The sequence below is a fragment of the Amycolatopsis sp. NBC_00345 genome (genome assembly GCF_036116635.1).
Classification (GTDB): Bacteria; Actinomycetota; Actinomycetes; order Mycobacteriales; family Pseudonocardiaceae; genus Amycolatopsis.
In genome coordinates this window covers 477,728-502,899 of sequence record NZ_CP107995.1, presented here as the reverse complement: position 1 = coordinate 502,899, position 25,172 = coordinate 477,728, and the positions used below count along the sequence as shown (strand labels likewise).

Genomic DNA, 25,172 nt, shown 5'->3' with positions numbered 1-25,172 from the left:
TACAACGTACAGACGCTCTCGTACGATGTACACGCGCCCTAGTGCACTATTGTGTCAGGGCAACTCGCGGGTAAATCGCACTAGTGCACTGGGAGGTTGGATGGAGAGCAGGGCGCCCTACCAGGGGATCGTCGCGGAGATCCGGGACCGGATCGCGAGCGGCAGGCTGCGCCCAGGCGACAAGATCCCGTCGACCCGGCAGATCACCCGGGAGTGGGGAGTCGCGATGGCCACCGCGACCAAGGTGATCGCCGCGTTGCGGGACCAGGGTGTGGTGGACACCAAGCCGGGCGCGGGAACCGTGGTGCGGTCAGCGGATCGGTCGTTCACGCGGGCCATCCCCCGCGAGCAGGACCTGGGCCGCGACCGGATCGTGCGCGCGGCAATCGCGATCGCCGACGCGGAGGGCATGTCCTCGGTGTCGATGCGCCGGGTGGCCACCGACCTCGGCGCGGCAACCATGTCGCTGTACCGCCACGTGTCCAGCAAGGACGATCTGATGCTGCACATGGCCGACCTGGTGGCCGCCGACGAGACGTCGTCGGCGCCGCCCCCGGCGCACTGGCGCGAGCGCCTGGAGTTCTCGTCCCGTCTGCTGTGGACGGTCTGCCGACGGCACCCCTGGGTGGCCGAGGTGCTGTCCATGACCCGGCCCCGGGCGACCCCGAGCCTGCTGTTCTACTCGGAATGGGTGCTGACCGCGTTGCGCGGGCTGGGGCTGGGCATGGACGACATGATGTACATCCACCTGAACCTCTTCAGCCATGTCCGCGGCCTGGCGCTCTCGCTCCAAGCGGAGGCACGGGACCGCCAGGACACGGGCATGGCCAGCGATGAATGGATGAACACCCAGGCAGCGGAGATCCAGGAGATCGTCGCCACCGGCCGCTACCCGACCATGGAGTACCTCGTGACCCAGGACTTCGACCAGAACCTGGACGTCATGTTCGAATACGGCCTGCGGCTGCTGCTCGACGGGGTCGAGCAGCAGCTGGCGCGGGGTGCCGGCCAAGGTTCTTCTTGACGCCGGGCAAAGACGCCGGGCAAAGCCGCCTACTGAAGCAGCGCGATGCACTCCACGTGGTGCGTCATCGGGAACGCGTCGAACGCGCGCAGGTCCGAAAGCGAGTACCCGTGCGAAGCGAACGTCGCCACGTCCCGGGCCAGCGCCGCCGGGTCGCAGGCCACGTAGATGATCCGGTCGGGCGAGCCCGCCACGATCGCGTCCACGACCTCCCGCCCGGCGCCCTTGCGCGGCGGGTCCAGCACGACCACGTCGACCGGCCTCGGCGCGTCCGCCACCACGTGCTCCACGCGGCCGGCCCGCCAGCTCACCTGCGGCAGGTCCGCCAGGTTCCGCTCGCCGTCGGCGACCGCGCGGCGGCCCGACTCCACGGCCAGAACCCGGCCCTCGGGGCCGACCTGCTCGGCCAGCACCGAGGCGAACAGCCCGACACCCGCGTACAGGTCCCAGGCCACCCCGCCGCGCGGTGCCTCCGCCCACTCCGCCACGACCTGGGCGAACGTGTCCGCCGCGGCCGGGTGCACCTGCCAGAAGCCGTGCGCGTCGAACCGCCAGTCCCGGTCCGCGGCGTGCTGCACCGCGTCGCCGCCGGACAGCTGCCGCGACTTGTTGCGGCCGTGCACAGTGGACACTTCGCGCACGTGCTGGTGGCCGTCGCCGTCGCTGGTCACCTCGATCTCGCTGCCCGGGCGCCAGCGCTTCGCCAGCACGCTGTCGAGCGAGCCCTTCACCGCGATCGGGCAGTCGTCGAGCGGGACGACGCGGTGGCTGTGGTGCGCGCGCAGCCCGGCACGCCCGTCGCGGCCCGCGACGAGCCGGACCCGGCTGCGCCAGCCGAGCGGGCCGTGGTCGTCGAGCGCCTCGACCACCACCTCCCGCGAGATCCCGGCCAGCCGTTGCAGCTGTTCGGCGACGACGGCGGCCTTCAGCGAGCGCTGGTACGCCGGGTCGGCGTGCTGCCAGTCGCAGCCGCCGCAGCCACCGGGCGCCGCGAGCGGGCACGGCGGCTCCACGCGGTGTTCCGACCCGGTGAGCACCTCCACGGCGTCGGCGCGGCAGAACGCGCCGCCCTTGTCCTCGGTCACTTCAGCGCGCACGCGCTCGCCCGGCAGGCCGTGCCGGACGAAGACCACCCGTCCGTCCACACGGGACACACAGTGCCCGCCGTGCGCCACCGGCCCGATCTCGAGCTCGAGGGTGCGGCCGAGCCAGTTCTCCGTCATTCAGCAGGTTCCTTGGGTGGTGGTTCGACTGGGGACTGAACGGGTTTCGCGGCGGCTCGGGCCGCGGCCGGGTTGAAGCCACGCCGGACGTCACCGGCCGCCGGGCGCGCCCGCCGGACGCGGGCAGCCGCCTTGGCCGAGGACTCCAGCTGCCAGGGCACGCTCGCCACGATGACACCGGACTGGAACAGCAGCCTTCCCTTGAGCCGCAACGCACTCTGGTTGTGCAGCACCTGCTCCCACCAGTGCCCCACCACGTACTCGGGGATGAACACGGTGACCACGTTGCGCGGATTGTCGCCGCGCACGCGCTTCACGTAGTCCAGCACCGGCTTCGTGATCTCGCGGTACGGCGACTCGACGACCTTCAGCGGCACCTTGAACTTGTGCGCCTCCCACTCGGCGGTGAGCCGGCGCGTATCCACGTCGTCGACGTTCACGGTCACCGCCTCAAGCACGTCCGGGCGCATCGCCTTGGCGTAGGCCAGCGCGCGCAGCGTCGGCCGGTGCAGTTTGGACACCAGCACGATGGCGTGGTTGCGCGAGGGCAGCACGGTCGGCGCCTCGCCCATCTCCTTGAGCTCCTCGGCCACCCGGTCGTAGTGCTTCCGGATCGCCGTCATCAGCACGAAGATCGCGACCATCGCGGCGATCGCGATCCACGCGCCGAGCAGGAACTTGGTGATCAGCACGATCACCAGCACCACGCCGGTCATGGTCAGGCCGACCGCGTTCACCGTCTGCGAGCGCCGCATCCGACGCCGCGCCGAGGGGTCCTTCTCCTTGGCCAGCAACCGGTTCCAGTGCCGGATCATGCCCGCCTGGCTCACCGTGAACGACACGAACACACCCACGATGTACAGCTGGATCAGCCGGGTGACCTCCGCGTCGAACGCGATGATCAGCACCAGCGCGAAGACGGCGAGGAACAGGATGCCGTTGGAGAACGCCAGCCGGTCGCCGCGGGTGTGCAGCTGCCGCGGCAGGTAGCGGTCCTGCGCCAGGATCGAGCCGAGCACCGGGAAGCCGTTGAACGCCGTGTTGGCCGCCAGCAGCAGGATGATGCCGGTGGAGAAGGAGATGTAGTAGAACGCCGGCGGGAAGTCGGCGAACACCGCGTGCGCGATCTGCGCGACGATCGTCTTCTGCTGGTAGCCCGCGGGCGCGCCGGACAGCTGTGTGGCCGGGTCCTCCGCGAAGTTGACCTTCGTGACGATGGCGAGCGTGATGATGCCGACCAGCATGGTCACCGCGAGCACGCCCATCAGCAGCAGCGTGCTGGCCGCGTTCTTGGACTTCGGCTTGCGGAACGCGGGCACGCCGTTGCTGATCGCCTCGACCCCGGTCAGCGCCGCGGCGCCGGAGGAGAACGACCGCAGGATCAGGAAGACGAACGCGAACCCGGTCCAGCTGCCCTCCGAGTGCAGCTGGAACCCGGCGCTCTCCGCGCGCATGTCCGTGCCGGTGGAGGCCTTGATCAGGCCCCACACGACCATGATCATGATGCCGGCGATGAAGCCGTAAGTGGGAATGGCGAACGCTTTGCCCGATTCGCGCACCCCGCGCAGGTTCAGCGCGCTCAGCACGGCGACGATCACCACCGAGGCGATCACCTTGTGCTCGGCCACCCACGGGACCGCGGAGCCGATGTTCGCGACACCGGACGAAGTGGACACAGCGACGGTCAGGATGTAGTCCACCAGCAGGGCGCTCGCCACGGTCAGGCCGAACTTGCCGCCCAGGTTGGTGCTGGCGACCTCGTAGTCACCGCCACCGCTGGGATAGGCGTGGACGTTCTGCCGGTAGGACGCGACCACCACCAGCATGACCAGCGCCACGGCGACGCCGATCCACGGCGCGAAGGCGTAGGCGGACAGCCCGGCGACACTCAGGGTCAGGAAGATCTCCTCCGGCGCGTACGCCACGCTCGAGAGCGCGTCGGAGGCGAAGATCGGCAGCGCGATGCGCTTGGGCAGCAGCGTGTGGGCCAGCCGGTCACTACGGAACGGACGCCCGAGGACCAGCCTCTTCAGCACGGTCGGGAACTTCGACACCACGAGAGACTAACCGTCCCCCCGCAAGGTAGGTTCGGCGCTGGTCATCGAGGGTACCTACGGACGGGTCATCCCCACCCCCTGAGGAGGCAGCGCGTGCACGTGGTGATCATGGGATGCGGCCGGGTCGGCGTATCCCTGGCCGCGGCGCTGGAGCGTCTCGGCCACGAGGTGGCCGTCATCGACAAGAACCAGCAGTCGTTCCGCAGGCTGGGCAGCGACTTCCACGGCCAGCAGGTCGTCGGCGTCGGGTTCGACCGGCAGGTGCTGATCGAAGCCGGCATCGAACGGGCCGGCGCGTTCGCGGCGGTGTCCAGCGGGGACAACTCCAACATCATCTCCGCGCGGGTCGCGCGCGAGAACTTCGGCATCGAGCACGTGGTCGCGCGGATCTACGACCACAAGCGCGCCGCCGTGTACGAGCGCCTCGGCATCCCGACGGTCGCGACCGTGCCGTGGACGACCGACCGGTTCCTGCGCACCCTGCTGCCCGACGGCGTCGCGTCCGCGTGGCGCGACCCGACCGGCAACGTCGCGCTGCTGCCGCTGCCGCTGCACGAGGGCTGGGCCGGCCACAGCGTGCGGAGCCTCCAGGAGGCGACCGGCGCCAGGGTCGCGTTCATCATGCGCTTCGGCACCGGCGTGCTGCCGGACAACAAGACCATGGTGCAGGCCGACGACGTCGTCTGGGTCGCGGCGCGCTCCGGCACCGTCAGCGACGTGTCGAGCGTGGCTGCCCGCGCTCCGGAGGAGGAGAACTGATGCGGGTCGCGATCGCGGGTGCGGGCGCGGTGGGGCGCTCGATCGCCGTGGAGCTGATCGACGGGCGGCACCAGGTGATGCTGATCGAGCGGGAGGCCGACCAGTTCGAGCCGGCCACGGTCGAGCAGGCCGACTGGGTGCTCGGCGACGCGTGCGAGGTGTCGATCCTGGAGGAGTCCGGGATCGAGCAGTGCGACGTGGTGATCGCCGCGACCGGCGACGACAAGGCCAACCTGGTGGTGTCGCTGCTGGCGAAGACCGAGTTCGCCGTGCGGCGCGTGGTGGCCAGGGTGAACAACCCGGCCAACGAATGGCTCTTCACCGAGGCCTGGGGCGTCGACGTCGCCGTGTCCACCCCGCGGATGCTCGCGGCGATGGTCGAGGAGGCGGTCAGCGTCGGCGACCTGGTGCGGCTGATGACGTTCCGGCAGAGCCAGGCGAACCTGGTCGAGCTGACGCTGCCGGAGGAGACCCCGCTGGCGGGCAAGCCGGTGAGCGAGCTGGACCTGCCCCGCGACGCCGCGCTGGTGACCATCCTGCGCGGCGACCGCGTGATCGTCCCGCAGCCGGAGGACCCGCTGGAGCCGGGCGACGAGCTGCTGTTCGTGGCCACCTCCGACGTCGAGCCGGAGATCCGCTCCGCACTGGGTTACTGAGCCACACAACGCGAAACGGCGCCCCTCACGAGTTCGTGAGGGGCGCCGTTTCGCGTTGCCTGCGGGGAACTCAGGCCTCGGGGGACGGTGTCTGCGCGTACTTCTCGCGCAGCCGGGCCTCCGCCTCGGCGTCGGTCTCCGGTTTCGGCTCCACCTCGGCGAAGGCCTTGAGGCGCTTGTCCGAGCGGCGGACCGCCCAGACGACCACGAGCAGGCCGAGCCCGTAGAGCGGGTAGCCCATGGCGATCTTCGCGAACGCGAGCCAGCCCGTGTAGTCGCTCTGGTAGAGCCAGCGCTGCACGACGAACCGGGCGGCGAAGATCAGCGCCATGGCGAACGTGGCGACGTCGTAGCCGTAGCGCGACGGCTTGTCCTTGCGCCAGGCCTGGCCGGTGCCGTTGAGCGCGTTCCAGACCAGGCCCGCGAGCGGCCAGCGCACCACGATCGACACCACGAACACGCCGCAGTAGACCAGGCTGGCCCAGATGCCGAAGAGGAAGAACCCCTTCGCCGAGCCGGTGCGGAACGCGATGAACGCCGCGATCGCCACGCCGAAGAAGCCGGAGATCGCGGGCTGCAGCGGCTCCTTGCGCACGACCCGCAGGACGGTGATGGCCACCGCGCTGCCGATCGAGCCCCAGATCGCCGCAGTCAGGCCGAAGAACGAGTTCACCAGGACGAACACGATCACCGGCACCGAGGAGTAGATCAGGCCGGAGACCCCGCCCATCTGCTCGAGCATGGTCGGCTGCGGCTTGTCCTTGTCCTCGTCCCCGCCTTCGGGCACGTGCTTCTCATCGCGGGGGGCGGGTTCAGTCACGACTGTTGATCAACTCACCGGGCTCTGGAGTTCGTAGTACGGGTTGTACAGCACCTTCTGGCCGGCACGCTCGGCCATCCGGCCACGGACCTTGATGGTCCGCCCCGGCTCGATACCGGCGATCCGGCGTCGGCCCAGCCAGATTAGCGTCACTCCCTGTGTTCCGTCGAACAGCTCCGCCTCCAGCGTGGCGGCCTCGTCCGTGGGGCACAGCTCCACGCTGCGCAGCCGGCCGAGCACGGTGACTTCTTCACCGGAGCGGCAGTCACAGGCCCGCTGCGCCCCGCCTGCCCGGGACGACTCGGACAGATCGTCGGCGTCGAGGTCCTCGACGTCGGTGGTCAGCTTGCGAACCAACCGGCTGAAGTAGCCGCCGTCTTTGGCGGACATAGTGGTGCTCCTGTGCTCCGGGGCCCCGGTTTCACAACGGCCCGTGCGTGTCCAGCGTAGCTGCGGTCCCCGCCAGGAGAACCGGTTTGCGCCAAGATCGCAACGTGACGTCCGTTATCCGGAACCCGCCCGCCGTCCTGCTGCCCGGAACCGGCTCCGACGAGGTGTTCGTCCGGTCCGTGTTCGGCGGGCCGCTGGCCGGGCTGGGCATCCCGCTGATCGCCGTCCCGCCGCCCCCGGGCGCGGCGCCGGCCGACGGTTTCCTGGCCGAGCTGGACCGGCTGGCGGCCCGGCACGGGACCCTGCTCGTCGGCGGCGTCTCGTTCGGCGCGCACCTGGCCGCGGAGTGGGCCGTGGCGAATCCGGGGCGCTGCGGGGGCCTGCTGGCCGCGCTCCCGGCCTGGAACGGGGAACCGGGCCAGTCACCCGCGTCGCTGGCCGCGACGCTCTCAGCGGACGTCGTGGCCGCTTCCGGGGTGGAGGTCGCGCTGGCGCGGGCCGAGGCGGGCAGCCCGCCGTGGCTCGCGGCGGAACTCGGGCGGGCCTGGCGACGGCACGGCGACGGGCTGACGGACAGCCTGCGCGTCGCCGCGGCCCGGCCGTCGCCGACGCTCGGGGCGCTGCGCGGGCTGGGCGTGCCGGCCGGGGTCGGCACGTGCACCGACGATCCGATACACCCGACGAAAGTCGCACGGGAGTGGGTCGCGGCCCTGCCACGCGCGGCGCTCGGGGAGACGACGCTCGCCGCGCTCGGCGCCGACCGGGAGTCACTGGGCCGCGCGACCGTGCTGGCCTATCTGCGGGCGTCGGCCTGCTGAAGCGGGGCCGTCAGTCCGCCAGCGCGACGAAACCGAACGCCACCGCCGACGTCGCCGGCAGCGCCGAGAGGCCCAGCGCCGCCGTCACCCGATTTCCGTCAAGGCCTCCTTACCCGCGTGCCACGCGGGTAAGGAGGCCTTGACGGACGACCGGGCTCAGCCCTGCTGCTCGGCCTGCTCGGCGATGTGCTGGGCGACGGCCTCCGGCAGCGTGATCGTGAGCGGCGTGCGGACCGGCATCGGCGAGTTGCCGCGGTCCACGACCGTGTGGCGGACGATGGCGCGCAGCACGTCCGGGGCCTGCGCCGACTGCGACTGCGGGCCCGCGATGACCCCGCGCAGCATCCAGCGCGGGCCGTCGATGCCGACGAACCGCAGCGCGACGTCGCCGACGATGGCGGAGAGCTCCAGGCCCCACTCGCCCCGGCCGATGTTCACCTTCGCGCCGTCCGCGCGCAGCTGGTCGGCCAGCTCGGTGCCGACCTCGCGCCACAGCCCGCCGGTGCGCGGCGCGGCGTACGCGCTGACCGTGATCTGGCCCTGCTCGGTGACGACGTGCACGGCGCGCACGCCCCCGCCCTCGGGGTCCATCTCGACCTGCACCTGCGAGCCGTCCGGCACCGGCACCTTGACCGAGCCGAGGTCGATCCGGGGGATGCCGTCGTCCTCGGCGTCGGCGACGTCGAACGGGCCCTCGGCCGTGTCCGACAGCTGGTCCTCGGGCTCGTCGGCGTCGTCCGCGACGCCCTCCGCCTCGGCGGGCCGCCCCTCGGGCTCGGCCCCGGACCCGCGCTTGCGTCCGAAAATCCCCACTAGCTCTCCGTTCCTTCCCCAATGCCCGTTTCCGTGCCGGGCCCGCCCGGCACCAGTGTGGCGTGTCCGCCGGTCGAGCCGTAGCCGCCGGCGCCGCGCTCGGTCTCCCCGAGCTCGGCCACCTCGACGAATTCGGCGTGCTCGACCCGCTGCACGACCAGTTGCGCGATCCGGTCGCCGCGAGCGAGCACCACCGGCTCACGCAGATCATGGTTGATGAGGCAGACGCGGATCTCACCGCGGTAGCCGCAGTCGATCGTGCCGGGGGTGTTCACCACCGACAGGCCGACCCGCGCCGCGAGCCCCGAGCGCGGGTGGACGAACCCCGCGTAGCCCGGCGGCAGCGCGATCGCGACGCCGGTGCCGACCACCCCGCGCTCGCCGGGGCCGAGAACGATGTCGGAGGTGCTGACGAGGTCGGCCCCCGCGTCGCCGGGGCGCGCGTAGGCCGGCAGCGGAACGCCGGGGTCGAGCCGGGAAAGGAGTACCTGAACGCTGGACACGGGCGGCGAGACTACCCTTGTCGCGTGGGTGACACCGTGAACACCGCCGTGACGAGCGGCATCAGGCACTCCGAACGGCTCTACGTGCCGTGGTGGGGCTGGCCGCTGCCGATGCTGGGCGCGATCCTGCTCGGCATCGAGATCCATCTGGGCTACCCGTCGATCCCGATGTGGATCCCGCTGGCCGTCGCCGTGCCGGTGATGGCCGCGCTGCTGCTCTCGCTGGGCCGCTCGCGCGTGCGGGTGACCGGGGGCGACGAGCCGGAGCTGTGGGTCGGCGACGCCCACCTCCCGCTGCGCTTCGCCGGCCCGGTCGAGGTGCTCGAGACCGCCGCCAAGCGCGCCGCGATGGGCCGCGACGGCGATCCCGCCGCGTTCGTGCTGCACCGCGGCTGGGTGGGCCCGGCCGTGCGCGTGGAGCTGACCGACCCCGACGACCCGACGCCGTACTGGCTGTTCAGCACCCGGCGCCCCGAGCGCGTCGCGAAGCTGCTGCGCGACCACTCGTGAGCGCCTGAAAAGGCCCTGGACGCGCGGAAGGGGGCCGGTCCCGAAAGACCGGCCCCCTTTGCCCAGCTCGCGCACGAGCTTCCCCGAAACCGCAGCGACTGCGTGTAGACCCCTGAAAACCCTGTGATCCCCTGAAACCCGGTACGAAATCCCCGTACGCCCAGGCGCAGCGTCGATCAGGCGCAGTCGCGGCAGATCAGCCTTCCGCCACTTTCCTCGGCGAGCCGGCTTCGGTGGTGCACCAGGAAGCAGACGGAGCAGGTGAACTCGTCCGCCTGCTTCGGCACCACCTTCACGGTCATGTCCTCACCGGAAAGCCCGGAGAGGTCGGCACCAGGAAGCTCGAAGTTCTCGGCGTTCGCGTCTTCGTCGACGTCGACGACGCCGGACTGGTTCTCGTTACGCCGGGCCTTCAGTTCCTCCAACGAGTCTTCGGCCAGCTCGTCGGCTTCGCTGCGGCGCGGAGCGTCGTAGTCGGTAGCCATGTGTCCCTCACCCCTGCGAATCAGCTTGTCGTGTTCTCACGAGCCCTCAGGTGTCGCCCCTCGAACCCGCCGTGCCGCTGGTCAACGTTCCAGCGCCCCTGTTTGTGCCCGGCGTCCGCAGTGACCGCGGTCTCAGCTTTCCCGCGCTCTTCCTGCGGCCGGAGCCCGGGAAGGGTAGCTCACCGGTCAAGACGCTCCGCAGCGAGTCGCGTATTGCCCGGAATTCGTCACCCGACAGGGGGAACCCGCAGGTGAGACGCCTATCGTCCGTTCGGGTTGCGCCCCGGTCGGGAAGATCACCCGGCGGCCGTGTCCGCTTGCTCCCGCGGAGGTCGGCGTGGTGCGATCGCCGGGCAGGGCCGTCCCCTGCTGTCACGCGGATTCGACGAGGGTGACCCGCGCCACCGGGCGTGGTGTGTAACGCCTAGGCTCACCGGCTACGAAGGTGTCGGTGAGTACACCGGCGGTTACGCCGATCGAGGCACGGTGCGGACAGGGCGGAAGCGTCCCGGGGCACCGGTGGCACAGCGGGGTGACCGAGACGGTTTTCCGCGTTCGGGAAGGGACGGGGCAGGTGGCGTCGGGGAACGGCTCGGGGGAGCGTGGTGCGCCGCGGCCCTATCGCAAGCACCGGCCGCTGCCCGCGCTGATCGTGATCGGGGTGCTCGCGCTGGGCGCGGTCTTCGTCTGGGTGAACGCCGTGGTCAGCCGCGGCGACGTCGACGAGGCCGTCCTCTGCACGCCCGCGCCCTCGCCCCCGCCGGGCACCACGTACACCACCGTCCCGCACAACGGGCTCGACGACCGCTCCCCCATGCCGCCGGACAAGGTGGCGCTGAAGGTGCTCAACGCCAGCAGCACGCGCGGCCAGGGCGGCATCGCCACCACGTCGCTGCGCGGACTCGGCTTCTCCGGCATCGCCGACCCTGGCAACGACCCGGCGTACCCCAAGGGCGACGCGAAGTGCCGCGGCCAGATCCGCTACGGCGAGAACGGCGCGGCGGCGGCCCGCACGGTCAGCCTCGTGGTGCCGTGCGCGGAGCTGGTGCGCGACAACCGCAAGGACGCCAGCGTCGACCTCGTCACCGGCACCCGCTTCGACGACATCCGCCCGCGCGCCGAGGCCCTGCGGGTCCTGCAGCAGCTGAGCAGCTGGTCCCAGGCGCACCAGGGCGGCGGCGGCAGCGAGCAGTCCACCGGGCCGGGCGGGCCGATGATCGACCAGACGCTGCTGGCCAGCGCCCGCGACGTCACCTGCTGAGCCTCACCACGGGGTTTCCCCGCGCCATCGTGCCCTGAAGGCCACCATGAGGGCATACAGGTCCCTCATGGTGGCCTTCAGGGCATACAGGCAGCAGGGGCGAGTGTCAGACGGACGCGGCGCCGCACTCGGCGAGCGTCTCGCGCAGCTGCGCGGCGATGGTCGGTGAAGCGGCGTACGTGACGTCGTCGCCGAGATCCGGGGCCGAACCCGGCAGGAGCACCGTCGCGCCCGCCTCCGAAGCCACCAGGGCGCCCGCGGCCCAGTCCCAGCGGTGCAGGCCGTGCTCGACGTACGCGTCGAGCCAGCCCGCGCCCACGGCGCACAGCTCCAGCGACGCCGCGCCGTTGCGGCGGATGTCGCGCACCCGGCCGACCAGCTCGCTCACGAGGCGCCCCTGGCGCACCCGGCGCCCGGCGTCGTAGGCGAAGCCGGTGCCGACGAGCGACAGGTCCAGCCGCCGCGGCGCGGACGCCGAGAGCCGCTGCCCGTCCAGCCACGCGCCCTCGCCGCGGGCGGCCGTCCAGCGCCGCCCGCTGACCGGCTCGATGACGGTGCCCGCCACCGACTCCCCGTCGATCTGCGCGGCCACCGACACCGCGAACGAGGGCAGCCCGTAGAGGAAGTTGACGGTGCCGTCGATCGGGTCGACGACCCACGTGACGCCGCCGGCCGCCGCCGACCCGCCGCCCTCCTCGCCGAGCACCGGCTCCCCCGGCCGCAGCCGCGCGAGCCGCGCGCGCACCAGGTCCTCGGACTCGCGGTCCACCGCGGTGACCACGTCGGTGTCGGCCGACTTCGTGTCCACCCGCACCTCGCCACCGGCCCGCATGGCGGCCCAGGCGGCCCGCACCAGCTCCGCGGCCTCGGCCGCGACCTGCTCGGCAACGCTTTTCAGCAACGACTCTTGAACGCCCACGTCCGACATGTCACCACATCCGGTTAAAGTCTCCGAAGCAGACTTCTGAATCGTGCGAGAAGGGACCACGTCAGTGACGGCGACCCGAGGTTTCGGAATCGACATCGGCGGCAGCGGGATCAAGGGCGCGCTGGTCGATTTGGAGCGGGGGGAGCTCGTCGGCGAACGGCACCGGATCGACACGCCGCAGCCGTCGACCCCGGACGCGGTGGCCGACGTGGTCGCGGAGATCGTGCGCATGGCCGGCTGGGACGGCCCGGTCGGCGTGACGCTGCCCGCGGTGGTCAAGAAGGGCGTCGCGCACACGGCGGCGAACATCGACCACAAGTGGATCGGCACCGACGCCGACGCGCTGTTCGCCAAGCGGCTCGGCATGAACGTCGAGGACGTGGCGATGCTGAACGACGCCGACGCCGCCGGCATGGCCGAGATCCGCTTCGGCGACCCGGCCGCCCGCACCGGCGTGACCGCGCTGCTCACCTTCGGCACCGGCATCGGCAGCGCGGTGTTCCACGACGGCCAGCTCGTGCCGAACACCGAGTTCGGCCACGTCGAGGTGGACGGGCACGACGCGGAGAAGCGCGCCGCGGCGTCGGTGAAGGACAACGAGGAGCTGTCCTACCCGCAGTGGGCCAAGCGGGTGCACCGCTACCTGGGCGTGCTGGAGAACCTGATCTGGCCGGACCTGTTCATCGTCGGCGGCGGGGTCAGCAAGAAGGCGGAGAAGTGGGTGCCGCTGCTCGACCTCCGCACGCCCGTGATCGTCGCTTCGCTGCAGAACAACGCGGGCATCGTGGGCGCCGCGGCCGCCGCCGTGGAGGGCATCGAGCACTGACCGGCGGCCCGCGTCACGACTGCCCTCGGTCACGAGGAGGTCACGCGCGGGTACCGTCCGGGAGGCCGGAGGGTGATCGCTTCGCGACGCACTGCCCGGCCGTCGTTACAATGGAACACGGCCCACGGCTGCGGGGCGCAAAACCGCAGGCCGAGGCGTGTTCCCCGAATGTGAGGCAGCCGAGGTGGCGATACCTCGGCTCGTCATGATCGACCGCTGCGAAAGGGCGTAAGTGGCAGCCGCAAGAACCGCAACCCGAAGCGGGACGAAGACAGCGACCGCAGCCGGAGAGCCGGCCGACGAGGCAGCCACCGGCGCGGCGAAGCCCGCGGCGCGCAAGACCGCCACCAGGTCTGCCGGCGCGAAGAAAGCCCCGGCGAAGAAGGCGCCGGCCAAGAAGGGCGGGAAGCCCGAAGACGGGGACCCGGACGGCCCGGTCGAGCTCGACGAAGCCGAACTCGAAACGCCGGACCTGTCGGACCTGGAAGAGGTCGAGGTCGATGTCGTCGACGAGACGGTCAACGACGAGGCCGCCACCGACGACGACGATGACGACGAAGCCGAAGAGGCGGAGACGCCGGCGGCCCGCCGCCGCAACGCCGCCGCCGAAAAGGGCCCCAAGTCCTCCGACAACCCGGACTTCGTCTGGGACGAGGAGGAGTCCGAGGCGCTGCGCCAGGCGCGCAAGGACGCCGAGCTCACCGCTTCGGCCGACTCCGTCCGCGCCTACCTCAAGCAGATCGGCAAGGTCGCGCTGCTCAACGCCGAGGAGGAGGTGGAGCTGGCCAAGCGGATCGAGGCCGGGCTCTACGCCGCCGAGCGCGTGCGCAACGCCGAGGAGGAGGGCGAGAAGCTCGTCACCCAGATGCGCCGCGACCTCAAGTGGATCGTGCGTGACGGGGAGCGGGCCAAGAACCACCTGCTGGAGGCGAACCTCCGGCTCGTGGTCTCGCTGGCCAAGCGCTACACCGGCCGTGGCATGGCGTTCCTGGACCTGATCCAGGAGGGCAACCTCGGCCTGATCCGCGCGGTGGAGAAGTTCGATTACACCAAGGGCTACAAGTTCTCGACGTACGCCACTTGGTGGATCCGCCAGGCGATCACCCGGGCGATGGCCGACCAGGCCCGCACCATCCGTATCCCGGTGCACATGGTCGAGGTCATCAACAAGCTCGGCCGTATACAGCGCGAACTCCTGCAGGACCTCGGCCGCGAGCCGACGCCCGAGGAGCTCGCCAAGGAAATGGACATCTCCCCGGAGAAGGTCCTGGAGATCCAGCAGTACGCCCGCGAGCCGATCTCGCTGGACCAGACCATCGGCGACGAGGGCGATTCGCAGCTCGGTGACTTCATCGAGGACTCCGAAGCCGTCGTGGCGGTCGACGCGGTGTCGTTCACGCTGCTGCAGGACCAGCTCCAGTCGGTGCTGCAGACGCTGTCCGAGCGTGAGGCGGGGGTGGTGCGGCTGCGGTTCGGCCTCACCGACGGCCAGCCGCGCACGCTGGACGAGATCGGCCAGGTCTACGGCGTCACGCGTGAGCGCATTCGCCAGATCGAGTCGAAGACGATGTCGAAGCTGCGGCACCCGTCGCGGTCCCAGGTGCTGCGCGACTACCTGGACTGATTCACCGGGCATCTCGAGCCGGGAACCCCGTCACCGCTTGCGGTGGCGGGGTTCTTCGCTGTGACCAGCCATTGTGGACGGTGCCGGTGGTGGGCTGAGCCCTCAGTTCGCGTGTCCGTTTTGACCGTTTCATTCGTTCCGGTCCTCCCGGAAATATTCCCGGGCTAATCCGAAACATTTCCTCCAGCGTCATCCCGGGTATCCGGGGCGGCACCCACCGCGACGATCACCCTCTTTTGATTACCTCGGCAAACCCGCTCACACCACGCCCGAAAGTCGGTTGTTCACAGTCGGGTGACGGAAATCGTGATTGTTTGGTTGCCTGAGATCGGAGAGCGAGGCGCCCGGTTCGGTTTATGCTGCGCGCACAACGAGCGTCAGCATTCGGAAGGCAGCACCGGGCTAGTGGTTTCGATGAAAACTCAATGGGGCGGGAAACAGGCATGGCCAACGGCGCGGAGCCGATCCTCCGCCCCTGGTGAATCGAGGACGACCTTATGATCGGCTTCCTCCTCCGCCGCCTCGTCAACTACGTGGCACTGTGCCTGGTCGCCACCTTCGCGGCCTTTTCCCTCGCGTCGCTGGCGTTCAGCCCGCTCGACGCGCTGAAACTGCGGAATCCCCCCGCACCCCAGGCGACGATCGACGCCAAGGCGGCCGAGCTCTATCTGAACCAGCCGATCCCCGAGCGGTTCTTCACCTGGCTCAGCGGTGTGTTCCAGGGGAACTTCGGCCGGACGGTCGCCGATCAGGCGATCACCGACGAGCTGTTCCGCCGCGTCGGCGTGAGCCTCCGGCTGTTCCTGCTGGGCATCACGATCGGCATCATCGTCGGCGTGCTGGTCGGCGTGGTGAGCGCGATCCGGCAGTACAAGATCAGCGACTACATCGCCACCACGTTCTCGTTCGTGGTGCTGTCGACGCCGGTCTTCGTGATCGCCGCGATCCTCAAGGCGGGCGCGCAGTCGGTCAACGACAACCTGCTCGACGGGTACCAGTTCTTCATCGTGCAGGGCGAGACGGGCAACGTCACCGGCGGTTTCGGCGACGTGCTGCTCGACCGGCTGCAGCACCTGATCGTGCCGACCCTGACGATCGTGCTCACGCAGGTCGCCTACTACAGCCGTTATCAGCGCTCGGCGATGCTCGACGTGCTGGGCTCCGACTTCCTCCGCACCGCACAGGCCAAGGGGCTGACCCGGCGGCGCGCGCTGTTCAAGCACGGCCTGCGCACCGCCCTGATCCCGATGGCGACGCTGTTCGCGTTCGGCTTCGGCCTGCTCGTCACCGGCGGCATCTTCACCGAGCGGATCTTCGGCTGGTACGGCATGGGTGACTGGCTGGTCACCGGAATCCAGAAGCAGGACACGAACATCGTGGCCACCGTGACCCTGTTCATCGCCATCTGCGTCCTGTTCGCCGGCTGGCTGTCCGACGTGCTCTACGCAGTGCTCGACCCGAGGGTGAGGATCTGATGGCCGCTCCCGTGAACGAGGCCGACCTCGTCGACTCGTCCGTGCTGCAGACCGACCCGAACAACGAGGCCGACAGCAAATCCTCCAGCCGTGGCAAGCTCGTGCTGCGCCGCTTCCTGCGCAACCGGCTCGCCGTCGTCGCGCTCGCCGTGATCGTGCTGTTCTACATTCTGGCTTTCACCTACACCTGGTATTCGCCGTGGGCCTACGACCAGCTCGACCCGGCGTCGACCCTGCTGCCGCCGGACGGGAACCACTGGTTCGGCACCAACCAGATCGGCGGCGACATGTTCGCGCAGACCCTGCGCGGGCTGCAGAAGTCGCTGACCATCGGCCTGCTGGCCGCGCTGTTCTCCACCGGTGTCGCGTCGATCGTCGGCGCGGCCGCCGGCTACTTCGGCGGCTGGACCGACCGGATCGCCATGTGGATCGTCGACCTGCTGCTGATCCTGCCGCCGTTCCTGATCATCTCGATCCTGTCGCCGGCCTTCCGCGGCAAGACCTGGCTGATCCTGGTCGGCCTGATCGCGCTGTTCCAGTGGATGATCACCGCCCGCATCGTGCGCGGCATGACGCTGACCCTGCGCGAGCGCGAGTTCGTCAAGGCCGCGAAGTTCATGGGCCAGCCGGCGTGGCGGATCATCGCCAAGCACATCGTGCCCAACATGGCCTCGCTGCTGATCATCGACGCGACGATCAACGTCGGCGTCGCGATCATCACCGAAACCTCGCTGTCGTTCTTCGGCTTCGGCGTGCAGTCGCCGGACGTCTCGCTCGGCACGCTGATCGCCGCGGGCGCCGACGCGGTGCGCACCTTCCCGTGGCTGTTCTACATCCCGGCCGGCTTCCTCGTGGCGACCGTGCTCGCGGTGAACTTCGCCGGTGACGGCCTGCGCGACGCGCTCGACCCGAGCGCCAGCCGTTCGCGGCGCAAGGAACGTAAGCGCATCGCCGAGAAAACCAAGTCCCCCTCGTCGCCGAACACCGCTGGAGCCGAAGCATGAGCGCCGCACTCGCCCTGGGCGCGGAGACCGAGAAGCCGACCGGCACGGTGCTCGAGGTGTCGAACCTCGAGGTCTCGTTCCCGTCCGAGTCGGGCCGCGTGACCGCCGTGCGCGGACTGTCCTATCAGGTCGCGGCCGGTGAAGTGCTGGGCATCGTCGGCGAATCCGGCTCCGGCAAGTCGGTGTCCTCGCTCGCCGTGATGGGCCTGCTCCCGCCGCAGGCCCGGGTGTCCGGGTCGATCCGGTTCCAGGACAGCGAGCTGATCGGCAAGTCCGACACCGACCTGTCGAAGATCCGGGGCGAGAAGATCTCGATGGTCTTCCAGGACCCGCTTTCGGCGCTGACGCCGGTGTACACGGTCGGCGCGCAGATCGCCGAGGCGCTGCTGGTGCACGGCAAGGGCCGGATCACCAAGCAGCAGGCCAACAACCGGGCCGTGGAGCTGCTGGACCTGGTCGGCATCCCGAACGCCGCCCAGCGCGCGAAGGCGTTCCCGCACGAGTTCTCCGGCGGCATGCGCCAGCGCGCGGTGATCGCCATCGCGATCGCCAACGATCCGGACCTGATCATCGCCGACGAGCCGACCACCGCGCTCGACGTGACGGTGCAGGCCCAGGTGCTGGAGGTGCTCAAGACCGCGCAGGAGGTCACCGGCGCCGGCATCGTGATCATCACCCACGACCTCGGCGTGGTCGCCGGGTTCGCCGACCGGCTGATGGTGATGTACGCCGGGCGCGCGGTCGAGCAGGGCCCGGTGGAGACGATCTACGCCCAGCCGCGGATGCCGTACACGCTCGGCCTGCTCGGCTCGATCCCGCGGGTGGACGCGCACGAAAAGCAGCCGCTGGTGCCGATCGAGGGCCAGCCGCCGTCGCTGGTGAACCTGCCGACCGGCTGCCCGTTCGCGCCGCGCTGCCCGCTGGCGATCGACGCCTGCCTCGACGCCGAGCCGGAGCTGTACACGATCACGCCGGGCAACCCGAACGCGCTGGTCGACACCACGCACCGGGCCGCCTGCATCCGCACCGAGGAACTGGCCAAGCCCGACGCCGACGCGGCGGAAATCTACGGCGCCGAGGTCATCGAGGACTCCCCCGTGGCCGCCGTGCCCCGGACCGACCGCACGACCGTGCTCGACGTGCGGGAGCTGGTGAAGCACTACCCGGTCACCAAGGGCGTGGTGCTCAAGCGCAAGGTCGGCACCGTCCGCGCGGTCGACGGCGTCAGCTTCGACATCGTCGAGGGCGAGACGCTCGGCCTGGTCGGCGAATCCGGCTGCGGCAAGTCGACCACGCTGATGGAGATCCTCGAGCTGGCGGCCCCGTCCAGCGGCTCGGTGGCGGTGCTCGGCAAGGACGTCACGAAGCTGGGCGGCAAGGACCGCAAGAACATCCGGCGCGACCTGCAGGTGGTGTTCCAGGACCCGATGGCGGCGCTGGACCCGCGGCTGCCGATCGGCGACATCATCGCCGAGCCGATGGTGGTGCACGGCTACGACAAGGACCGCATCGCCAAGCGGATTCCCGAGCTGCTCGGCCTGGTCGGGCTGCGCGCGGAGCACGCCGACCGCTACCCGGCGGAGTTCTCCGGCGGGCAGCGCCAGCGCATCGGCATCGCGCGGGCGCTCGCGCTCGAGCCGAAGCTGATCGTGCTGGACGAGCCGGTGTCCGCGCTGGACGTGTCGATCCAGGCCGGCGTGATCAACCTGCTCGACGAGCTGAAGGCGAAGCTCGGCCTGTCCTACCTGTTCGTCGCGCACGACCTCTCGGTGATCCGGCACATCGCCGACCGCGTGGCCGTGATGTACCTCGGCAAGATCGTGGAGATCGGCGACGTGCAGACCGTCTTCGACGCGCCGCAGCACCCGTACACGCAGGCCCTGCTGTCCGCGATCCCGATCCCGGACCCGATCAAGGAGCGCGAGCGGACCCGGATCATCCTGACCGGCGACCTGCCGAGCCCGGCGAACCCGCCGTCCGGCTGCCGGTTCCGCACGCGCTGTTTCGTGTTCGCGCAACTGTCCGAAGAGGACCAACGTAAGTGCATCGACGTCGAGCCACTGCGGGAGTCCCACGCCGCCGACCACGACGTCGCCTGCCACTACGCCCAGACCCGCGAAGTCGTGTAGCCACATATCCGTTGGCAACACAGGGAAAAGAGAGGTAAAAATGAAGCGACGGAGAATGGCCGCACTCGTGGCGCCCGTTGCCGCCCTGGGGCTGATCCTGTCCGCCTGCGGCAGTGGCAGCAGCGGCGGTAACAGCGGTCTCCAGGATGCCGGCAGCAACGCGGTGAAGTCGTCCGACATCAACGCGATGCCGGTCGACCAGCTCAAGGACGGCGGCAACCTCCAGTGGGCGGTCGACCAGCTGCCCGACAACTGGAACTACTACGAGGTCGACGGCACCGTGCTGGACGGCGCGAGCATGATGGGCGCCATCCTGCCGTACCCGTTCCCGCAGAACGCCGACGCGTCCGTGGGTCTGGACCAGAACTACCTGACCTCGGCCGAGGTGGTCAGCACCGACCCCGAGGTGATCGAGTACAAGATCAACCCGAAGGCCAAGTGGAGCAACGGCCGGCAGTTCTCCTGGGAGGACTTCGCCGCGCAGGCCAAGGCGCTCACCGGCAAGGACACGGCTTACCAGGTGTCCAGCACCACGGGCTACGAGGACATCTCCAAGGTCGAGAAGGGCACTGACGACCTCGACGTGAAGGTCACCTTCTCGAAGAAGTTCGCGGAGTGGAAGTCGCTGTTCAGCCCGCTGTACCCGAAGGAGCTGAACTCCGACGCCAACACCTTCAACAAGGGGTGGGCGTCGACCCCGGCGATCACCGCCGGCCCGTTCAAGGTCAAGAGCATCGACCAGACCGCCAAGACCGTGGTCCTCGAGCGTGACCCGAACTGGTGGGGCGCGAAGCCGAAGCTGGACACCGTGACCTACAAGGTCGTCGACCGCTCCGCGCAGCCGGACGCCTTTGCGAACGGCCAGATCGACTACTACGGCGTCAACAACGACATCAACACCTTCAAGCGCGCGCAGGCCGACCCGAACGCGGCCATCCGCCAGTCCACTTACCCGGACTACTCGCACCTGACGTTCAACGGCGCGACCGGCTCGATCCTGGCCGACAAGGACCTGCGGCTGGCGGTCATGAAGGGCGTCGACACCGTGGGGATCAGCAAGTCGATCCTCGGCCAGATGCAGAAGGACACCACGCCGATCGGCAACCACCTGTACCTCAAGGGCTCTCAGTACTACGAGGACCACTCCGCCGATTACAAGTTCAACGTCGACACCGCGAAGGCCGACCTGGACAAGCTCGGCTGGAAGCAGGCCGGCGACGTCCGCGCCAAGGACGGCAAGCAGCTCAAGCTGCGCCTGGTGATCCCGTCGGGCACCCCGATCAGCCAGCAGACCGGCCAGATCCTGCAGTCGCAGCTGAAGACGATCGGTGTGGCCCTGGACATCCAGGCCGTGCCGACCACCGAGTTCTTCAAGAACTTCGTGAACGTCGGCAACTTCGACATCACGTTCTTCCGCTGGATCTCGAACTCGTTCCCCATCGGCGGCAGCAAGGGCATCTACTACCTGGACCCGAAGAACATCAACCAGAACTACGGCCACATCGGTGACGACAAGCTGAACCAGCTGCTCGACGCCGCGTCGCAGGAACTGGACGACACGAAGCGGGCCGCCGACATCAACGCGGCCGACAAGGAGATCTGGGCACTGGGCCACCAGCTCCCGATCTTCCAGTCGCCGGGCGCGTTCGTCACGCGCAAGACGCTGGCCAACATCGGTTCGCCGGGTTACGCGAACAACCCGTACGACTACACGAAGATGGGTTTCGTGAAGTAGCACGGTAGTTTTCCCGGGAGAGCGGCGCGGGCCCTGTGGCCCGTGCCGCTCTTCTGTGTGACAGTCCTTTTCAGACGGTTAAGGTGGTTCTCGTGCGAGAGTTCCTGCGACGGCGGCCGGTGCGCCACATCCTGGTGACGAGCGCGGTGGCGCTGGTGGCGTGCGCCGCGGTGTTCGTGTTGCAGCTGCTGGAGTTCTCCCACGCGCAGGCCGAGCTGCGGGGCGTGACCACGCAGACGACCGGCACCGTGGTGCGTGCCGGCGACGGCTCGGTGACCGTGCGCTTCCCGGGTCCCGGTGGCGCTGACGTGACCGCCGACGTCGGCCTGGACGGCTCCGTTCCCCGCGCCGGCACGCAGGTCCCGGTGGTCTACGACCCGGCGCGCCCCGGCCACGCGGTGATCCGCGGCGCCACCCCGCTGGTGACGGCCGACCGCGCGTCGACCTACGCCACGGTGACCGTGGTCGCGGCGGTGGTGGTGCTGGGCTTCGATGTTTTCCTGCTGCTGACGCGGTTCGTGCGGCCCGCGCGCGCCAAAGCCCGGCCCGGAGTGCCGGTGCGACGGGTGAAGGTGCAACGCGGGTTGCTGGCCCGCTCGTGGATCGAGACCGAGACGGCCTCGCCGCGGTGGATCCCGGTGTACTTCTCCCCCAGCCTGATCGGCCTGCCGTCGCCGTCGAACGTCGAGGTGCTCGGCGACGTGTTACGTGACCGGCACGTGGTGGTCCGGGTCGGCGGCGAGTTGCTGTTTCCGTCCGGCGCGGTGCGCTCGACCGAGCCACGCGGGCGGCGCACGGACAACCCGGCCGCCCCCGACGCCGACCGTGAGGCAGCGGCGGCCCGGCCGGTGTCGATGGCCCGCCAGTTCCGCGCGGACCTGCCCGTGCTGGCGGTCGCCCCGGTCGTCGGCGTCTTCTGGGCTCTCGTCGACGGCAGCGGCTTCGGCGGCTGGCTGGCGGTCACCGTGCTGATCGCCGCGTTCGGCTTCTGGTGGGCGGCGCTGCGCGGGTCGGATCCCTCGTTGTAAGTCCTTGGAGGGGCCACCGCGAGGTAAGGTCCCGCGCGTGAGCATGCTCGACATGGCCTACGAGGAACGCCAGGACCTCCTGACGTTCCTGCGGACGCTGTCGCCGTCGCAGTGGGACGCCCCGAGCCTGTGTTCGGGCTGGCGCGTGCACGACGTGGTCGCGCACATGCTCAGCTACGACGAGCTGACCACCCGGTCGCTGGCGGCCCGCTTCCTGCAGGGCCGGTTCAGCATCACGCGCATCAACGCCATCGGTGTCAGTGTCGGCCAACTCGACCCCGACCAGTTGCTCGCGCTGCTCGCCGAGCATCTCCGGCCGCGTGGCCTGACCGCCGGGTTCGGGGGAATGATCGCGCTCCTCGACGCCATGATCCACCAGCAGGACATCCGCCGCCCGCTCGGCCTGCCCCGCGACATCCCCGCGGACCGCCTGCGCCGCGCGCTCCGGGCGGCCAAGTTCGCCCCGCCCATCGGCGCCTTCTGCCGGGCCCGTGGCCTCAAGCTGGTCGCCACCGACCTCGACTGGTCCACCGGTTCCGGCCCGGAGGTCCGAGGCCCCGGCGAAGCGCTGCTGCTCGCCATCGCGGGACGGGGCGCCGCCGCGCGGGAACTGGCCGGTGCCGGGCAGGCCACCCTCGCGGCCCGCTGTACCGGCTGACCCTGGCCAGCGCTTCGAGGCTCACTTCCGCGTCCCTGAAGGCCACCTTCAGGGACGTAGATGCCCTGAAGGTGGCCTTCAGGGCATGGCGAGGTCCGGCTCGGCGTGGTGGTCACCGCGCGGGGAGGTGGCCTCGGCGTAGCTGGTCCAGCACCTCGGCCAGTTCCGTGTAGGACTCGGCCAGCCGGCCGTCCTTGCCGAGGCGGTGGCGTTCCAGCCGGACGGCGCCGACGTGGCGGGCGCGGTAGTACAGCGCGCGGCGCCGGGATTCCGGGGACGGGTCGGGCGAGCCGTAGGTGTCCCAGAAGGCGTCGCGCTCCGTGCCGGGCTTCGCGGACGCCAGGCGGATCGTCCAGTCCGCCGCCGGGTCGCCCCACCAGCTGCGGTCGTGGTCGTAGACACCGGTGATGGTGAGGTCCGGGGCCAGCATGACGTTCGCGTGCCACAGGTCGCCGTGCAGCAGGCGGGGTTCGGTGATCTCGTCGAGCAGGCCCGCGTCCTGTGAAGCGTGTTTGCCGACCTCCCGGAGGTCCGACGCGTCGAGGCCGGCGTCCTCGACGTCCGCCGCGTTGTCCGCGAAGTACGCGACCAGCGCTTCGCTCCACCTCGCGAAATGCGGGCCCGCGACGACGCCGAAACCCGGGCCCCGGACGTCGTGGATCGCGCGGGTGATCGTGCCCAGCTGCCGGAAGTACGGCCCGTGTTCGGCCCGCTCGTACGTCGGCAGCACCTCGGGCACGGGCAGCCCGTCGAGCACGGCCTGGAACACGTGGTCCCGCCCGATCGCCTGGTGGGTGAAGTCGGCGGCCAGCGTGCGCGGCAGCAGGGGCGCGATGGGGGCGAAGTACGGCGCCACGAGGTACTCGTTGCGCATGAACTCCCGCTCGATCCGCGTCTGCCGCGCGGGCTCCGGCGCCACCCGCAGGATGACCGGCCCCATGTCCAGCTCGACGCGGTAGGTCGTGTTGTAACTGCCGAGCCCGAGCTCGGTGGCCGACCGCACCTGCGTGCCCGCTCCGAAGGCCCGGTGGCACAGCTCTTCGACCTGCCGTGCGGTCAGTTGCTGCTGGGAGGAGTCCGGGGCGCGGTCTTTCGGGCGGAAGTCCACCGGGGCATCCTGCCAGGTCACGGCCTCCCGGTAAGGGACGGCCACGGCAGGTGCACGGTGACGCGCTCGCGCAGCTGCTCGTTGATCAGCCACAGCTCCCCCGTCGCCGGCCAGTACGCCAGGTTCTCGCTGTTGACCGGGGCCTGGCCGGACAGCCGGGCGGTCGACACCCCGCCGACACCGCCGTGCAGGCAGGACGGGTGGTCGCCGGGCTTGCCCGCGTACTCCGGGCAGACTCCGGTGATCACGAAGTACCCGTTACGCGACACCGCGCCCTGCATGCCCCAGACCGGTGACGAGAAGCCCTCCGCCGCGTGGACGAGCCCGTCGGCCGACGGCTTGAGCAGGCCGGTGGCGGCGTCGGACGGCCAGCGCAGGATCCGCCCGCCCGCCGCCGTGGGCACGTACTCCGAAGTGACGAACATCGAGTCGGAGTGGTCGGCCGAGAGCGAGGTGAAGCACGGGCGGGCGCCGGTCACCGGGGTGCAGGCGCCGCCGCCCGGGTACCAGTAGGCGCCGACCTGCGGCATCACGTAGTCGTAGTACGCGGCGTGGTACTTGCCGTCGGAGCCGAGGCCGACGTTCGCCGCGCTGTCGTCGACCTTCCAGAAGTGCGTGGTGTCGAAAACGCGGATCAGGCCGCCCGTCGTGGCGACGAACAGGTAGTTGCCGGCCCAGGTGAGGCCGTGGCCGTGGCCCGTCACCGCGGCGAAGTCGGTGTCCGACGTCGGCTCGACGAGCAGCACGTGCCGGTAGCCCAGCCCGCTCGCGTCCACAAAGGACACCCGGATCATGGTGTCGCCCGGGGTGTGCCAGCTGGTCGCGACGACCCGCTTCCCGCCGACGGTCCCGGACGCCGGGGCGGCGTCGCCGGAACCTGTGACGCCCTGCGGGATCCAGTCGTTCGTCTTGTCGTCGCCCGCGTCCTCCCAGCAGAAGCCGGCGGGCTTGAGCGCGGCCGCCAGGTACTAATCCGACCGAAAGTTGGCGGACACGGACTGCAGCCGATCTGCTCGTAGAAACCCTTTCCGCCGTGGCTGCCGTCGGATTAGCAGCGAACAGCACAGTAGGTGCCGTGGCACAGCGGGCGCGCCTTGCGGTTCGCCGAGCCGAGGATCTCCGGCAGGCCGCGACGGGTCAGCTGCGCGGTCTTCTCCAGCTGGGCGACCTGGGCGCCGTAGGTGGCGAACGTGCTGCCCGCGGTCAGCCGGTAGCCATCGACGGTGGCCGGGTCGAGTTTCGGGAAGCTCGCGGCCGCCTGCGCGGCCGCCGGGACCAGCGCCAGCAGGAGCACGGCCACCAGGCCGGCCAGTATCCCTCGTCGTCGCATCCGCCCAG

At 70.2% G+C, this 25,172-nt stretch carries 25 protein-coding genes; 14 read left to right on the top strand and 11 right to left on the bottom strand.

The window, feature by feature from the left end; genetic code table 11:
• The first annotated feature begins 100 nt into the window (after positions 1-100).
• The gene (locus OG943_RS02380; RefSeq protein WP_328607999.1) at positions 101-1,024 is read left to right on the top strand and encodes a TetR/AcrR family transcriptional regulator C-terminal domain-containing protein; all 924 of its coding nucleotides are present in this window, start codon (positions 101-103) and stop codon (positions 1,022-1,024) included.
• Between the two features lie 29 nt (positions 1,025-1,053).
• On the opposite strand, the gene OG943_RS02375 is transcribed toward OG943_RS02380, so the two are convergent.
• Together OG943_RS02375 and OG943_RS02370 are read right to left on the bottom strand one after the other, a co-directional pair.
• A complete protein-coding gene (locus OG943_RS02375) occupies positions 1,054-2,247 on the bottom strand; it encodes a class I SAM-dependent RNA methyltransferase (protein WP_328607998.1) in 1,194 nt (397 codons plus the stop codon).
• Positions 2,244-4,301 carry an APC family permease gene (locus tag OG943_RS02370; protein WP_328607997.1) on the bottom strand — a complete coding sequence of 686 codons (2,058 nt, stop codon included), beginning with the start codon at positions 4,299-4,301 and terminating at the stop codon, positions 2,244-2,246. The genes OG943_RS02375 and OG943_RS02370 overlap by 4 nt, the downstream gene beginning before the upstream one ends.
• 96 nt (positions 4,302-4,397) lie before the next feature.
• On the opposite strand from OG943_RS02370, the gene OG943_RS02365 reads away from it, so the two are divergent.
• A complete protein-coding gene (locus OG943_RS02365) occupies positions 4,398-5,063 on the top strand; it encodes a potassium channel family protein (RefSeq protein WP_328607996.1) in 666 nt (221 codons plus the stop codon).
• On the top strand, positions 5,063-5,719 hold the full coding sequence (locus tag OG943_RS02360) for a potassium channel family protein (protein WP_328607995.1): 657 nt from the start codon (positions 5,063-5,065) through the stop codon (positions 5,717-5,719). Before OG943_RS02365 ends, OG943_RS02360 begins: the two co-directional genes overlap by 1 nt.
• A gap of 70 nt (positions 5,720-5,789) precedes the next feature.
• Here the strand turns inward: OG943_RS02360 and OG943_RS02355 are convergent, their stop codons facing one another.
• Together OG943_RS02355 and OG943_RS02350 are read right to left on the bottom strand one after the other, a co-directional pair.
• Positions 5,790-6,539 carry a DUF3159 domain-containing protein gene (locus OG943_RS02355; RefSeq protein ID WP_328607994.1) on the bottom strand — a complete coding sequence of 250 codons (750 nt, stop codon included), beginning with the start codon at positions 6,537-6,539 and terminating at the stop codon, positions 5,790-5,792.
• A 9-nt stretch (positions 6,540-6,548) separates the two neighbouring features.
• The gene (locus OG943_RS02350) at positions 6,549-6,929 is read right to left on the bottom strand and encodes an OB-fold nucleic acid binding domain-containing protein (RefSeq protein ID WP_315660034.1); all 381 of its coding nucleotides are present in this window, start codon (positions 6,927-6,929) and stop codon (positions 6,549-6,551) included.
• A 104-nt stretch (positions 6,930-7,033) separates the two neighbouring features.
• On the opposite strand from OG943_RS02350, the gene OG943_RS02345 reads away from it, so the two are divergent.
• On the top strand, positions 7,034-7,747 hold the full coding sequence (locus tag OG943_RS02345; RefSeq protein WP_328607993.1) for an alpha/beta hydrolase: 714 nt from the start codon (positions 7,034-7,036) through the stop codon (positions 7,745-7,747).
• Positions 7,748-7,903: 156 nt separating this feature from the next.
• On the opposite strand, the gene OG943_RS02340 is transcribed toward OG943_RS02345, so the two are convergent.
• Both OG943_RS02340 and dut read right to left on the bottom strand, forming a co-directional pair.
• Positions 7,904-8,560, bottom strand: coding sequence for a DUF3710 domain-containing protein (locus tag OG943_RS02340; protein WP_328607992.1), 657 nt, complete (start codon positions 8,558-8,560; stop codon positions 7,904-7,906).
• Positions 8,560-9,063: a dUTP diphosphatase gene (gene dut, locus OG943_RS02335; protein WP_328607991.1), complete on the bottom strand. Its 504-nt coding sequence runs from the start codon at positions 9,061-9,063 to the stop codon at positions 8,560-8,562. Before dut ends, OG943_RS02340 begins: the two co-directional genes overlap by 1 nt.
• Positions 9,064-9,087: 24 nt before the next feature.
• Between dut and OG943_RS02330 the strand changes: the two genes are divergently transcribed.
• Positions 9,088-9,573 (top strand): DUF3093 domain-containing protein, encoded by a 486-nt coding sequence (locus tag OG943_RS02330; protein WP_328607990.1) that lies wholly within the window; start codon positions 9,088-9,090, stop codon positions 9,571-9,573.
• Between the two features lie 176 nt (positions 9,574-9,749).
• Here OG943_RS02330 and OG943_RS02325 read toward each other — a convergent pair whose 3' ends face one another.
• A complete protein-coding gene (locus tag OG943_RS02325) occupies positions 9,750-10,058 on the bottom strand; it encodes a DUF4193 domain-containing protein (RefSeq protein ID WP_091617885.1) in 309 nt (102 codons plus the stop codon).
• A 574-nt stretch (positions 10,059-10,632) separates the two neighbouring features.
• Between OG943_RS02325 and cei the strand changes: the two genes are divergently transcribed.
• Complete coding sequence (gene cei / locus OG943_RS02320) at positions 10,633-11,319, top strand: envelope integrity protein Cei (RefSeq protein ID WP_328607989.1); 687 nt, start codon at positions 10,633-10,635, stop codon at positions 11,317-11,319.
• A gap of 106 nt (positions 11,320-11,425) precedes the next feature.
• On the opposite strand, the gene OG943_RS02315 is transcribed toward cei, so the two are convergent.
• Complete coding sequence (locus OG943_RS02315; protein WP_328607988.1) at positions 11,426-12,247, bottom strand: inositol monophosphatase family protein; 822 nt, start codon at positions 12,245-12,247, stop codon at positions 11,426-11,428.
• Between the two features lie 64 nt (positions 12,248-12,311).
• On the opposite strand from OG943_RS02315, the gene ppgK reads away from it, so the two are divergent.
• The 8 genes from ppgK (at position 12,312) to OG943_RS02275 (ending at position 22,726) form a co-directional block, all read left to right on the top strand.
• Complete coding sequence (ppgK, locus tag OG943_RS02310) at positions 12,312-13,073, top strand: polyphosphate--glucose phosphotransferase (protein ID WP_328607987.1); 762 nt, start codon at positions 12,312-12,314, stop codon at positions 13,071-13,073.
• 232 nt (positions 13,074-13,305) lie between these two features.
• The gene (locus OG943_RS02305) at positions 13,306-14,697 is read left to right on the top strand and encodes an RNA polymerase sigma factor (protein WP_328607986.1); all 1,392 of its coding nucleotides are present in this window, start codon (positions 13,306-13,308) and stop codon (positions 14,695-14,697) included.
• A gap of 497 nt (positions 14,698-15,194) precedes the next feature.
• Positions 15,195-16,172 (top strand): ABC transporter permease, encoded by a 978-nt coding sequence (locus OG943_RS02300; protein WP_328607985.1) that lies wholly within the window; start codon positions 15,195-15,197, stop codon positions 16,170-16,172.
• A complete protein-coding gene (locus OG943_RS02295) occupies positions 16,172-17,176 on the top strand; it encodes an ABC transporter permease (RefSeq protein WP_328607984.1) in 1,005 nt (334 codons plus the stop codon). The genes OG943_RS02300 and OG943_RS02295 overlap by 1 nt, the downstream gene beginning before the upstream one ends.
• Positions 17,173-19,305: an ABC transporter ATP-binding protein gene (locus OG943_RS02290; RefSeq protein WP_328607983.1), complete on the top strand. Its 2,133-nt coding sequence runs from the start codon at positions 17,173-17,175 to the stop codon at positions 19,303-19,305. The genes OG943_RS02295 and OG943_RS02290 overlap by 4 nt, the downstream gene beginning before the upstream one ends.
• 40 nt (positions 19,306-19,345) lie before the next feature.
• Positions 19,346-21,040, top strand: coding sequence for an ABC transporter family substrate-binding protein (locus tag OG943_RS02285; RefSeq protein ID WP_328607982.1), 1,695 nt, complete (start codon positions 19,346-19,348; stop codon positions 21,038-21,040).
• Positions 21,041-21,132: 92 nt separating this feature from the next.
• The gene (locus OG943_RS02280; RefSeq protein ID WP_328607981.1) at positions 21,133-22,068 is read left to right on the top strand and encodes a hypothetical protein; all 936 of its coding nucleotides are present in this window, start codon (positions 21,133-21,135) and stop codon (positions 22,066-22,068) included.
• 43 nt (positions 22,069-22,111) lie between these two features.
• Positions 22,112-22,726 carry a maleylpyruvate isomerase family mycothiol-dependent enzyme gene (locus OG943_RS02275; RefSeq protein WP_328611976.1) on the top strand — a complete coding sequence of 205 codons (615 nt, stop codon included), beginning with the start codon at positions 22,112-22,114 and terminating at the stop codon, positions 22,724-22,726.
• A gap of 112 nt (positions 22,727-22,838) precedes the next feature.
• Here OG943_RS02275 and OG943_RS02270 read toward each other — a convergent pair whose 3' ends face one another.
• The 3 genes from OG943_RS02270 to OG943_RS02260 form a co-directional block, all read right to left on the bottom strand.
• Entirely contained in the window at positions 22,839-23,855 is a 1,017-nt protein-coding gene (locus OG943_RS02270) for a phosphotransferase family protein (RefSeq protein ID WP_328607980.1), read from the bottom strand.
• On the bottom strand, positions 23,852-24,619 hold the full coding sequence (locus tag OG943_RS02265; protein ID WP_328607979.1) for a hypothetical protein: 768 nt from the start codon (positions 24,617-24,619) through the stop codon (positions 23,852-23,854). Before OG943_RS02265 ends, OG943_RS02270 begins: the two co-directional genes overlap by 4 nt.
• Before the next feature lie 263 nt (positions 24,620-24,882).
• Positions 24,883-25,164 (bottom strand): hypothetical protein, encoded by a 282-nt coding sequence (locus OG943_RS02260; RefSeq protein ID WP_328607978.1) that lies wholly within the window; start codon positions 25,162-25,164, stop codon positions 24,883-24,885.
• Positions 25,165-25,172: the final 8 nt, after the last annotated feature.